Below are 11698 nucleotides of genomic sequence, written 5' to 3'. Positions count from 1 at the left end.
TTTGAACAACCGCGATATGAGGCGCGGTCGCAATCCTTGCCTCTCATCGATGAGGAGGAATGACATCCCGTGGCGAGGAACTCCCTTCAAGACTTTCAGCCGGTTCGCTGCTGGTCTGTCGCGAGGACTTGTTTTGCGTGAGGGCGTTCGGAGACAAGATAAACCAGTTCGCGGTAGTCGTATGGCTTGGGCAAGACAAAGACGCCGGGATCGATCTCTGAGCGGACATCGCGGCCCGATACGACCCATACGCTCGTCGCGGGTCTCGTGGATGTCACCAACCTCATCAGGTCAAGTCCACTCAAGCCCCCGGGCATGTCGACATCGGTAATCATGCCGTCCAAATGATCGCATCTCCCAAGCGCTGCGACGGCTTCCAAAGCGCTGGCGGCTTCGATGACCGTATGACCCGCATCCACGAGTTCGTCCAACAGGAGAAAGCGGATTAGCGGCTCGTCTTCGACGACGAGGATAACGGCCATGAGTTTCAATTCCCAATGTATGTGATCGCCTAACGCGGCTCGACGCGGGAGTGTTGCCCTCGTTTTAGGATCCGCTTACATGTTTAATAAAATCTGAATTATTGGCTACTGGTTTGGAGCTGCGCATAGGGTGATTTTTGCGTCTGGCAGCTAGCTGCTGTGGTCTCCATGACGAGGTCATAGGCGCGCAGACTGCTGGGCGGCTTGCGCTTCGACAGCTCGATTTCCGCGGTGCGAATGGCTGGATGGATTGCGCCCGCGACCTGCGCCGCGATCCTGTCCTGAAACTCGAAGATGTCCTCAGTCGCGCCCTCATAACGCTCGGACCAAAGCTGGGTCCGCATCTCGGCATCGACCAGTTGCACGGAGATACGCAGCCGATCCCCTCCCCGGCGAACAGTCCCTTCGACCACGTAAGTCACTCCAAGTTCCCTGCCAACGTCACGCACGCGTCGACGAAACGTCCCTTGTAGGTGAACGCGGACTGGCGGGCGATCACAAAGAAATCCCGAACACGGGAGAGGGCGGCGGTGATTTCCTCCACGACGCCGTCCACGAAGTACCCATCGCCCTGACCGCTCAGGTTGTCGAAGGGCATGACCACGATCGACGGCTGGTCCCTGCCAAAGCGGGTCGCAAGTGATGGCCCGGATCCCACGTCAAGCCCCTCAGGCGTCGCTTGCGGCCAGTCGACCCGAAACACAGAAATCGGCCTCGGGATGTTCTTCAAGGCCCGCTCGCCAAGGCTGGTCAGCGTGAACGGCACCTTACCGTCGAGATGTTCGCGTACCGACCCGGATATGCAGATGCCGGATGGGGCGGCCATCTCCTGCAAGCGCGCCGCGATGTTGACGCCATCGCCTGGCAGATCGTTGCCTGACACAACCACATCACCAAGATTGACGCCGATGCGAAATTTCAAGCGCCGATCGATCGGGAGGTCTTTCGAGAGGCTGAACACGCTGCGCTGGATGTCAACCGCGCACCGGACCGCCTGGACAGCACTCGGGAACTGCGGGACAAGGCCGTCACCTGCGCTGCCGAAGATACGGCCACCATGCTCACGCACCAACTCGGCTATCCGACTGTGGCACAAATTAAGTGCACGGACCGTGCTCTCCTCATCCAGCGCCGTAAGGCGGCTGAAGCCGGCAACATCGGTGGAAAGGATGGCTGCAAGCTTTCGATCCACAGCGGTGACCACTCCTGCGGCGAGCAATATCGTTGCGCAAATATGCGCGCGTTCAGCAAGACATTACATAGTGAGAACGGCGGTTTTTGCCACCGAATGCAGGCCGTTTGCAACCACCCCGTAGAGGCCGCCATTGACGTTCAGACTTCTCCGATGCGGCGATGCCCAGCCTAGCCGGCCCTTACCGTTCGACGGAGGAGCTGTTACCTACATATGAGACGTAGCAGCTAATAGCCGGTCATTTCAAGATATCCGACACCTGAGGTGGAGCCTACGAAGTTAATCGGCCCCTCCCAATAAGGAGTAGAGGTCGCCATCCAGGACTGCTCGTTCAGCGGCTTCGTCGTAATATCAAGTGACTTACCCGGCACGCGTATACGCCACTCTACCGGCATCCGGCGCCCATCGACCGTTGCCTCCCGCGTCGGCTCCAGGTGAATGTCGTCTTTCGACAGAGGTGTCGTCTGTCCGTCCGCGGATATCCAATTCGCGGAGATGAACCCGTCCTTGTCATCACGAAGGCGAAAAGCCATCAGCTTATCGCCGGAATTCAGATGCAGTGAGAACCAGTCCCAGCCCGTCTGATTGGACGCAAGCGGCTGCGACGACCACTCCCGATCCAGCCATGCTTTGCCGGTGACCTTAACGGGCGCTCCGAACGTCGTGATCGTTCCCGCCACCTCATAAAAAGGCTGTGAGTAATAGTGGCTCGCCTGTCCGTTCGCCGACTTCACGGAAAATCCGTTGTCTCCCTGAAGAACGAGTGGGCCGTCGGCCTTGAGGTCTAAGTTGTAGCTGAAGTTCGGCCCGCCCGCAGAGACTGAAAGGTTGCCAAGGGCGTCCAAGCCGGATCGCTCGCTTTCCTCCATCCGCCAGTCGTCTATCCAAGCCCGAAAAGGCGTTGCGGCAACGCCCGCCTGCCCGACACCTCCCCGTCCCAAGCGCTCTGCAACATACTGATGGCCTTGAGTGGTGATCGCTGCGTGCCCGATCCAGATCTGCGGATCCGCGAAACCTGCCTTGTCTCCCGGAGCCAGCGCAGAGCGAAAGAGCGTCCACTGCGCTCCATATTGCTTGCCATCCCCATCTTTGAGATTGGCGGTCACATACCACCACTCAATGCGATAATCAGGATGAGCGCCGTGATCGGCGGGGAAAGAAAGAACAGAGCCCCGCGCAGGGATCGCAAAACCTTGCGCATCCGATCCCAATCCGGCGAAGCCTTGCGCAAATGTCTGACCGCTCGCGCAGATCATAGCCGCCGCTATCAGGACAGAGGCCGACTTTCTACCGTTCATTGGCGAAAACCCTCAGCAGGTCCACAGGATTGATGGAGGCCAAACGCCGGACCGGCACCAGCACCGACAGCAATGCAGCGACGAGAGCGATTGTTCCCAGCCAAAGCCAATCCATTGGAAACACCATCAATGGCAGTCGCCAACCAAAGGCCTCCACGTTCACGATCGCAAGCAGGACCCATGCCAGGGCAAGACCGACCGGGATCGCAGCCACAAATGTTGCCAACCAGAGTGCAAGTGTCCGGACAACTTCGTAGAGCGCTAGATCCCGTCGCCGTACACCCATTGCCCACACCGGCGCGAGCTGTGGAAGCCGAATACCAGACAGCGTCAGGAGGCTTGAGAACATCGCAAATCCTGCCACAGCAAGGGTGAAGACCTTCAATGCGCCCGTCACCTTGAATGTCTGATCGAAGATGGCTCTCGATTGCCGCTTAAGCGAAGCCTGGTCAACAATCGCGCTACCCGAAAGGCCAAACTCCTCGACCAACTGACGCTTGAGATCCTGGGCATGCTCGGGAGCAACTCGGACACCGTAGCGAAGTTTCTGGACATCGGGGTAATGATTGACCAGGGTATTGATCCCAACGATCATTTGCCCATTCGGGTTCCCATAGTCCGAGTACACGCCGACCACGGTTGCGCTCCAGCCTCCAGGCATGACCAACGGCTGGCCGATCTTGGCTTCGCCGCGACGCCACATCTGTTCATTGATCAGAGCGCCCTGACCGGCAGCGATCTTATCCCAAACGTCATTGGCTGAAGCGATCAAGGGCCAGTGCTCCCGGTAGGTCGAATCGTCCGCGACACCAAAGATCTGGATCTGTTCGCCAAGCACCTTGCCGTCCACGCTCCAGATGGGCAAGAGCGCTCTCGAGCGTTGCGGAAGCCAAACCCTAAGCCGCGCAGCTTCCGCCTCATCCTTGGCAGTAACGTAAAGCTCGGCGGCCAGGCGTTGATCGAGCCATCCGATGAACGTCAGCCGGAAACTGGATACCATCGTGCCAACGCCGATGTTCGCCGACAATGCCAGGAGCAGCGCCATCAAAACCAGCGACAGGCCGGGAAGCTGTATGCGGGTGTCGGCCCAGAACCATTCCATGAGGGCGCTCCGTGCCAATTGCTGCGCTTTGGTCAGGATGACGGCAAGAAGTCCAGGCAGCATCAGAACTGTTCCAAGAAGCAGGCAGCCAAGTACCGCAAAACCCGCCGCCAGCCCGGACGCAGTAGTCGCCAGGATAGCCGCCAAGATCAGCAGAATTCCACCCGTTCCGGCTTGAAAGGCAAGCGATCTGGCCGACTCTCTTGCCCACGCTCGCGGCTGGGCGGCGTCCAAAATCGGCAGCTTCCAGACCCGCCACAGGCTCTGAGCTGACGAGACAGCGGTTCCTCCAAGAGCAATCGCCAGTCCAGCCAGCCACCACTCCGGCCGAATGGATAGCGAGCCTGACACATTGGCGCCGTAGAGGCCCCTGAGGGTCGCGGCGACACCCGGCATCAGGAGCCATGCAATGACGTAGCCGAGTATGACGCCGATCAAGCCGGATATCAGCGCCAGCATCGAAAGCTCGATCAGGAGCATAGTGGTCAATGCTCGAAGCGAGATACCAAGCGATCTGAGTGTACGAAAAGTGCCTCGACGCTGTTCGAAGGTCAGGCCCGTGGCCGAATACACGATGAAGAGTCCCACGATGAACGAAAGGAACCCGAAAGCCGTCAAGTTGAGGTGAAAGCTGTCTGTGAGGCGAGCGACGTCTGGTTGATCAGCCGCTTCTCGTATCGTCAGCCCGGGCACAATCCGGTCGAGAGCTTCCGTGGTGATCTTCTGATCGGCTGCGACCACCAGACGGTCGATCTTCCCGTCCTTTTCGAGCAACCTGTCAGCGACCGATATGTCGACGAAAGCGGCGCCGTCGGGAACATTGCCAGCTATCTTGACGGTCATATCCGTGCTGCCGCGTAGACGCTCGGCAGTCGCGCTCGACACGAGCAACTGTCCGCGGGCTGAAAAGAATCCGGTTAGGTCTGAACCGCTGGCGATGGTCTCGGTGTCCGTTGGCATCGTCAGAGGCTCGATGCCGACCAATCTGATCCTGGTGCTTGCGAAACGGTAGCTGCCTTCGATCACGGGCGAAACATTCAAACCCGCTCGACGCAGGCTGCCATAGAGCTCACTAGCTATGCCATCACCGTCCCTGGTGACGATCTGCCGGAGGTTGCCTTGCTCCAGAACCGAAGCCGCCCGGGTATAGTTCGCCCTCGCCTCGGCGTTAATAGCCTGAACGCCAGACCAGAGAGCCGTCGCAAGCGCGATCCCCATGACCAGCGTCAGAAGCTGGAGAGGTCTCCGACGCCAGTGTGACAGCAGGGCTGCGAATGCAACGACGTTCATTCGGCAATCTTCCCACCGCGAAGGACCACCGTTCGGTCCAGACGAGCTGCAAGCCTAGTGGAGTGAGTGACGAGAAGCAGAGCCGATCCCACTGTCCGGGCTAGGCTGAGCATCAGATCGAGGACCGCATCGCCTGTCTGCTCATCCAGGTTGCCCGTTGGCTCGTCCGCAAGGATGAGAGGAGGTCGAGCAGCCAAGGTTCGCCCGATTGCAACGCGCTGCTGTTGCCCTCCGGAAAGCTGCTCGGGATATCGGGCGGTGCACCCCTCCAGCCCCAATTTCTCGATCAACTGCTTTTCCCAAGCGTGGTCGTACCGGTTTGCAAGCTTGGCGTGGAACGAGATGTTGGCTGCGACGCTCAGTGATGGGATGAGGTTAAACTGTTGAAAAACCAGGCCGACCCTCGTTCTCCGGTATCGAGCTCGTTCGTTTTCTGCAAATAGCGCCAGATCGCTGCCATCCATCACGACCGAGCCGCTGTCGGCACGGTCGAGCCCGCCTGCCAGATGCAGCAATGTGCTTTTGCCACTGCCGGACTCTCCGGTTAGCGCAACACTTTCGCCCGCAGCGACTTCCAGATCAACGCCCTTCAGGATTTCGATCGGGCTCTCCGCAGTGGAATAGGACTTTCTAACGCCTGCGAGGGTGAGGATCATGTCGGTCTCTCGAACACGGAGTTTGCGGAATGCAAAGACCTCGAGTGACCTAAGAACTTTCGAGAGGGATCGCAAGATCCGTGCGACAGCGCAAAACCGGAGATTACTTGTCATTGCTTGATCACTAGCCACCACAGGCGGTCAATTTCAGCCTGAAACGTGGACCGAACCAAGCTACTTCGAGGCGCAACGGGCTTCGGGTGCTGATCATTTCACCGCCTTGGCCATGAAGGTCTTTCGCAAAAAGGTCAGCGCCTTTTGAGCCCCCTCTGGCGATATCGTGTGGCCGACGCCAGGCTGGACGTCGAGTTCGACGCCGAAGCCTGCAGCACCAAGCTGCGCCGCAGCCATCGTGGAGGCGAAAGCTGGTATGGTCTGATCAGCCTCACCGTGAACGAGGAGGACAGGTGTTTCTCTGCCCCTCGAAGAAATCGGTCCAGATGGAAGTAGCCCGGCGAATGCAACCAGCGCGCCGATCTGCCAACGACCGGAGGCAACCGCGTCGAGGGCGACGATCGCTCCCTGGGAGACGCCGACGAATGCAACACGCTCGTGGGCAAGGTCGAAGCCTTCCGTCGCGATCGCTTGGCCTACTGTCCCGTCGAAAGCCTTGCGGACCTCCCGAATACGATCAGGCTGCAGCTGAAGACCATCGACGCTGAACCACTGGTGGCCGCGGGCGTGATGGAAAGGTGCGTCTGGCGCGATGAAGCGGAAATCTGCTAACGACGACCGCCACGACGACGCCAGCGGCATGAGCTGAGAGCCGGAAGCTCCGATTCCGTGGAAGAAGATGACGAGATGTTCATAGGGTGCCATTGAGGTCCTGGCGCAAAGATGAGAAAGCCGCGAGGGTAGTCGACCTTGCGGGAGCACCCGCGCGACCACAGAGGCTTTCCAGAGGGGCAGTCGTGTTCGTCATCGCGATGAGGCGCAAGGACCTTAGATGGTGTGCGCCCGCCCGTCCCACAAGCTGACTGGGAGAAGGTACGACGCCAGACAAATCTCTTAAGCTGTCCTAACAACAAACGGTGCGGCCCTTTCATCGCCGGCGTCGGATCCGCCATATCAGTGTAGCGTCGGCCCGACCGGGTATTCGGGCTAACGGCAATGGAACGTCGTGATGAGGTTGACTGCGCGGGCTGCCACGTCCTGCGCGAGCGTGATGTCGGTCGTCGCAAGATCGCCTGCTACCGACAGCAAAGCGGTGCCCACCGATCTCATCACCATTTCGAGGGCATCGTCACCTTGCTCGGCGGCCCACCTGGCATTCCGCTCAAGCGTGACAGCGAGCCGCTCGAGGATCGCTTGTCGCTCCGCCGCGGGGAGTTCATAAAAAAATGGGCCAACGACTGACATCTACCACCCCTCCTCAGCGCTTTGCATGATGGTCGCCGCAGTCGCCTCCGCCGCGCACAGAGACCCGGCCGGCACCGGGCGACCTCTCGATGCGGCTCTTGGTGGTGTGGCGCAGGTAGCGTTTGTCGCTACGGGTATCGATAGAATTTCGTTTCAACGAAGTTGTCTCCTTTGATTGGAAAAGGTGAAACGTTCGAGATTCCGGAATCGTTGCGTACGGTCGCAGACGTTGCCTCTTTAGGCTGTTCTGGGTACGCGCGGAGACAGTCCTTCGTGTTCCATCGGCCGGCCGCATGAGAGAAGGAGCTTGCGCGCTCCGCACCACCGGCTCAACCGCTCCGCGCGTCCCGATTGAAGATAAGGCTGAGGATGATGGCGGCGAGGAACTTGAGATCGGCTTTTTCGAACGCCAAGTTCAATTAGAAGAGTCCCTTCATGAACCGCGCAGATTCTTCCTTCGGGCCGAGGGCAAGCCTCTTCAAACAATGAGCATACCAGGCGAAGGCGCGTCCGCGCCGGCGCCAGTTCGCGCACAGCTTGACCGGTTAAAAGGGCAGCCGCAGGAGGGTTAGCAAAGCGCCGCTCGGAACGAGCGGAACCCGGGACCGACTGCCCCCGGCAAGCTGTTCCGGATGAGGCGGCGCCCGCGCTGCCCCTCACCTCACCCTGCCCGGCCGCGGTCCCCCTCCTCGCCTCACCTGCCTGTTCGCGCCAATGACCGTGCGATATCGATCATGTCGTCGCGCGAGGCGGTCGTATGCTCCTTGTTCCAGGTGACCAGGCCGATCCTCAGTAGGGTCTGTTCCCTTGTCTATGGTCGATTAGAAGCCGGTGCGGCCAAGCAGACCGCCTGATCCTGGCGGCGGCGCCCTACGTGGCTGGTATCTTCATTAGCTCCGACAACCGGCTGGCATTCTTGATCGAATGTCCGTCGCGATCGTTGTTGAAGTAGACCCACACGGTCTTCGCCGAGCTTTGCCGAATGCGCTCGACCCACACGAGCAGTTCCGCATCGCTGTAATCGTGGCGATACCATTGCTTAGTCCCGTGGAACCGAACGTAAATGTCATCGGCAGTCCGAACAAGCTCATCCGGCAACCGGGGGCCGCTGCAAGAGCAGAAGATCGCCCCAGCGGCTGTAAAGGCTTCGAAGACCTCGTCAGTCCACCAACTCTTGTGGCGAAATTCGACAACGTTCCTGTGGCGCGGGTCGAGCTGCGATAAAATGGATTGCAGCATTTCCGAAGTGTAGCGCACGCTCGGCGGCAGCTGGAAGAGAAAGCAGCCCATCTGCGGGCCGAGAAGGTCGGCGATATAGCCGAAATCCTCGATGAGACTTTTCGTGTCCTCGAACCGCTTGATATGGGTTATCAGCTCGCAGACCTTGATCGTATAGACGAAGCCTGGGTCTGCCTGGCGGATCCAGGTCTTCACCGCTCCGATTGTCGGCCACGAATAAAATGGAGCGTTGAGCTCTACCGTTTCGAAGTGATCCTGATAGATCCGGAAATATTGGTTCGACGGGATATCCGCAGGATAGAACTTCCCCTTCCAATGCCAATAGTACCAGCCCGAACACCCGATATGGATGCGGCCACCCAGTCGATCCTCGGTCGGGTTGTTGACCTGCGAATCGGCAATCCGGACCTGATGCATTTTGGCGGACCGATCGACATTGGCATCGCGCTGCCTTTGCCGGCGTTCCGCGCGGCGTGCCCGGCGGGCTGCGATTTCTTCGGCATTGCGCTCCGCCAATTGATTCCCTCCGTCCCGCCGTCAACTTTACCTGCAACGTCACACATGTTGCCCTGGTTTACTGTTCGGCAATCAGCATGTTGACATGGCCAAGGTGGGTCTCGAGGCTCGGCAGTGTCTCCTTGGCGAAGCCGACCAGCGAAAACACTCCCTTCAGTTCGGCTGCAAACTTTCAGGGCTGCTGTTTGTTCCACCATAGCAGCGGTCAGCAAAGCCATAAGAACCAGGGCGCGAAATCTGTGTCATCGACGTCGACGAGCCGCGAGGACAATTCACGTGGCACCCAAGGCGGTTCGCATGAGAAGCACGTGAAGGCTGGTCAGCAAAGCCATAAGAATAGCCACTGAGGCTAAACATGCTTCCGGGCTGGCCCGCGCACCGGCGCAGGCTTTCCATTTGGGCACAACTAGGTAAGGGCGGGACGATGGAGTTCTACGATCCGCATCCCGCCCGCTTCCGTGCTTTAACAGTGGGTATCTGGGTTTAAGCTCCTCCCTCGTTCCGACAGGCCACGCGTTATCGCAAGACGAAGCTTTTGTTCAAGTTCAGCGCTCTTGTGGGACGTTCGAGATCAAAATCGAGTGCCTTAGCCAACTCGTCAGCGCAATTGTTACGCGATTTTTAAGAGCGGAGGATACCAGCGTCGATCGCCGCTTCCTGAAAGGCACGCGCTGCCGCGGCATGCTCCGCTTCTCCGCTGAGCGACTTCATGCAGGCGCGTTTTGCAATGGCGAACGACCTCCCGCCTTTTTCGGGCCAGCAGGTCATGAGGGTCTCAAGGGCCTCGCGGCTGTTTTGGACGCTTTTGAAGTGATCGCCGCCCGCGACGGCGATCTCGATAGGTGTTTGCCAGATTTCCGTCGGCATCGATGCCTCCTGCCAAATGAATCTGATTGTACAAATGCCCCAGTGCGAACGGCGTTCCAAGACTAGGACCTTGGTCTGATAGGCGCAGTTGATCGCCACCTATACATGCGGGTCATGATCGAGCGGGATTATCAAGAGGAAGCGCGCATCCCCTCGATAGCGGATATGCCGATCAGCCATTTAGTGAAGTCGTAACGGCGCGCGCTTCGCGAAAAGCACGCGGGAATGGCATGCTCTTGGGACTGCGCAGAGGCGATGGTCAAAGAGGTTTTGAAGACACCTACCAGACGCGCTGCACCTTCACCGAGGCCGATAACGAAACGGCGAAATGCGAGGTCGCTGTACCCGATAGAAACCGGCCGCCATCGTGATCAATGTCAAGGGCTACGGTGCGACCGGTTCAACGATGACTGATATCATCGGTGAGCTCGATGGAATTATCGACGCCATGAGCCGTGGCACATATCTGCTTTTCAGACTGAACGAATGACATGAAAAAAACGAGCTTTCAGACCTGAAGAAGATCTTCATCAAATCGTCCTCGACGACCAATATCTTGCGATCGTTTGCTAAAACTAGCTGGGCCAACCGAGGAACGTGTCCAAGGTCCGTTCGAGCACCGAGCCCCATTGGGAACTACACGAGCGCGCCGAGCTCCAGGAAGGACCGCAGCTGTTGTTCCGTGTGGTCACCTTCAGCGATCACCCGAAACGCTTTGCCTTCAGATTTCAGTTGCCGTGCAGTCTTCAGCGCATCGGGGTAAAGGAGCATCGGCTCATTACGGGTGTCGCTACCATCCGGATCGAGCGAACTGATGGCAATGACCTGGAATGTCGCAGCCATAAAAGTTTTTCCTTTTTCACGCCGTGGAAACCGACCGCTAGCCTTCGTTCCCGTCTGAAAGGAAGCCTTTTGGAACCGCTTCGCGTGCGTCTTGTAGCGCCGTCATCCGATCAAGCCATTTGCTTTTGAGGACATCGTTGATCGCCAAAGCAACGTCCTTGGCGCTCCAATCCGCATCTTCCATTTCCCGGATGAGTGCGGTCAGTTTTTGATCGATAATGTCGCGAAGCTCATCATCATGGTTGGCACGCTCATTTGGCATCTCAGACAACCCTTCAAACCGAACGGAGCAACGGTCGGTCTGCGCATATGTTCCACGGCGAGCTCGAAGCTTGATCAAACGGGACGCGCACGTCACCGCGCTAGGCAAATCGCGCCGGTTCCCAAGATCACTTTCTCCGACGCATTCCCTCAGAACAAGTTTCGATCTTGGGCCCTGTGAGATAGACATCGCAGGTCCATACGCGCGTGTTCTGCTTCGACGCGTCAATCCCCGGAGTTGCATCATGAAAATCGCGCCGCAGCAGCGGATCTATGCCTGCTTCTTTCTCTTCGCTGTGTCGCTGGGGGCGCTGCTGTCGAGGATGCCGGATTTGCAGGTTGCGCTTGGCGTCAATAAGTCCGAGCTTGGGTTAACGCTGATAGGGGCTGCGATCGGCGCCTTGATTTCGTTGACTTTATCTTCACCCTTGATCGCCCGACTCGGCGCGCGTACGACGGCATTCATTACTGTTCTCGGCACGTCTGCGCTGCTGTCGCTGGTGCCGTGGATCGGTGCGGCGCCGGTCGTGTTCTGTGTGCTCTTCGTTGAGGGGCTGCTCGCCGGGGCGCTGGAGATCAATCTCAATGTTGAG

General features: G+C 58.6%; 11 protein-coding genes and 3 pseudogenes. 1 reads left to right on the top strand and 13 read right to left on the bottom strand.

The window, feature by feature from the left end:
- Positions 1-95: 95 nt before the first annotated feature.
- From G9X67_RS27130 to G9X67_RS27075, 13 genes and pseudogenes are all read right to left on the bottom strand, one after another.
- A complete protein-coding gene (locus tag G9X67_RS27130) occupies positions 96-482 on the bottom strand; it encodes a response regulator (RefSeq protein ID WP_171600120.1) in 387 nt (128 codons plus the stop codon).
- A gap of 167 nt (positions 483-649) precedes the next feature.
- Positions 650-1674, bottom strand: a pseudogene (locus tag G9X67_RS27125) (adenylate/guanylate cyclase domain-containing protein); the annotation flags it as partial.
- Positions 1675-1901: 227 nt separating this feature from the next.
- A complete protein-coding gene (locus G9X67_RS27120; protein WP_138391241.1) occupies positions 1902-2972 on the bottom strand; it encodes a lipocalin-like domain-containing protein in 1071 nt (356 codons plus the stop codon).
- Positions 2962-5364 carry an FtsX-like permease family protein gene (locus tag G9X67_RS27115; protein WP_171600119.1) on the bottom strand — a complete coding sequence of 801 codons (2403 nt, stop codon included), beginning with the start codon at positions 5362-5364 and terminating at the stop codon, positions 2962-2964. The genes G9X67_RS27120 and G9X67_RS27115 overlap by 11 nt, the downstream gene beginning before the upstream one ends.
- Positions 5361-6020, bottom strand: coding sequence for an ABC transporter ATP-binding protein (locus G9X67_RS27110; protein ID WP_138391239.1), 660 nt, complete (start codon positions 6018-6020; stop codon positions 5361-5363). The genes G9X67_RS27115 and G9X67_RS27110 overlap by 4 nt, the downstream gene beginning before the upstream one ends.
- A gap of 207 nt (positions 6021-6227) precedes the next feature.
- The gene (locus G9X67_RS27105) at positions 6228-6839 is read right to left on the bottom strand and encodes a prolyl oligopeptidase family serine peptidase (protein WP_138391238.1); all 612 of its coding nucleotides are present in this window, start codon (positions 6837-6839) and stop codon (positions 6228-6230) included.
- A gap of 282 nt (positions 6840-7121) precedes the next feature.
- Entirely contained in the window at positions 7122-7379 is a 258-nt protein-coding gene (locus G9X67_RS27100) for a hypothetical protein (RefSeq protein ID WP_171600118.1), read from the bottom strand.
- A gap of 13 nt (positions 7380-7392) precedes the next feature.
- A complete protein-coding gene (locus G9X67_RS27095; protein ID WP_171600117.1) occupies positions 7393-7536 on the bottom strand; it encodes a hypothetical protein in 144 nt (47 codons plus the stop codon).
- Positions 7537-8073: 537 nt separating this feature from the next.
- Positions 8074-8169: pseudogene (locus G9X67_RS35145) on the bottom strand (LysR family transcriptional regulator); the annotation flags it as partial.
- 80 nt (positions 8170-8249) lie between these two features.
- Positions 8250-9134, bottom strand: a complete 885-nt coding sequence (locus G9X67_RS27090) for a DUF72 domain-containing protein (RefSeq protein WP_138391236.1) — start codon at positions 9132-9134, stop codon at positions 8250-8252.
- Positions 9135-9755: 621 nt separating this feature from the next.
- Positions 9756-10001, bottom strand: a complete 246-nt coding sequence (locus G9X67_RS27085; protein WP_138391234.1) for a DUF982 domain-containing protein — start codon at positions 9999-10001, stop codon at positions 9756-9758.
- Positions 10002-10637: 636 nt separating this feature from the next.
- Positions 10638-10844 (bottom strand): hypothetical protein, encoded by a 207-nt coding sequence (locus G9X67_RS27080; RefSeq protein WP_168344065.1) that lies wholly within the window; start codon positions 10842-10844, stop codon positions 10638-10640.
- A 37-nt stretch (positions 10845-10881) separates the two neighbouring features.
- On the bottom strand, positions 10882-11106 hold the full coding sequence (locus G9X67_RS27075; RefSeq protein WP_138334894.1) for a hypothetical protein: 225 nt from the start codon (positions 11104-11106) through the stop codon (positions 10882-10884).
- A gap of 244 nt (positions 11107-11350) precedes the next feature.
- Here G9X67_RS27075 and G9X67_RS27070 point away from each other — a divergent pair.
- Positions 11351-11698, top strand: a pseudogene (locus G9X67_RS27070) (MFS transporter); the annotation flags it as partial.

This window comes from Rhizobium sp. WYCCWR 11152 (assembly GCF_013087615.1).
Taxonomy (GTDB): domain Bacteria; phylum Pseudomonadota; class Alphaproteobacteria; order Rhizobiales; family Rhizobiaceae; genus Rhizobium; species Rhizobium indicum.
Note: the sequence above shows the minus strand (reverse complement) of the source record. Positions and strands in the feature narration are given on the sequence as shown.

Coding starts and splice junctions, on each gene's coding strand:
- G9X67_RS27130 (WP_171600120.1), bottom strand. CDS start 482: ATGGCCGTTATCCTCGTCGTCGAAGACGAGCCGCTAATCCGCTTTCTC.
- G9X67_RS27120 (WP_138391241.1), bottom strand. CDS start 2,972: ATGAACGGTAGAAAGTCGGCCTCTGTCCTGATAGCGGCGGCTATGATC.
- G9X67_RS27115 (WP_171600119.1), bottom strand. CDS start 5,364: ATGAACGTCGTTGCATTCGCAGCCCTGCTGTCACACTGGCGTCGGAGA.
- G9X67_RS27110 (WP_138391239.1), bottom strand. CDS start 6,020: ATGATCCTCACCCTCGCAGGCGTTAGAAAGTCCTATTCCACTGCGGAG.
- G9X67_RS27105 (WP_138391238.1), bottom strand. CDS start 6,839: ATGGCACCCTATGAACATCTCGTCATCTTCTTCCACGGAATCGGAGCT.
- G9X67_RS27100 (WP_171600118.1), bottom strand. CDS start 7,379: ATGTCAGTCGTTGGCCCATTTTTTTATGAACTCCCCGCGGCGGAGCGA.
- G9X67_RS27085 (WP_138391234.1), bottom strand. CDS start 10,001: ATGCCGACGGAAATCTGGCAAACACCTATCGAGATCGCCGTCGCGGGC.
- G9X67_RS27080 (WP_168344065.1), bottom strand. CDS start 10,844: ATGGCTGCGACATTCCAGGTCATTGCCATCAGTTCGCTCGATCCGGAT.
- G9X67_RS27075 (WP_138334894.1), bottom strand. CDS start 11,106: ATGCCAAATGAGCGTGCCAACCATGATGATGAGCTTCGCGACATTATC.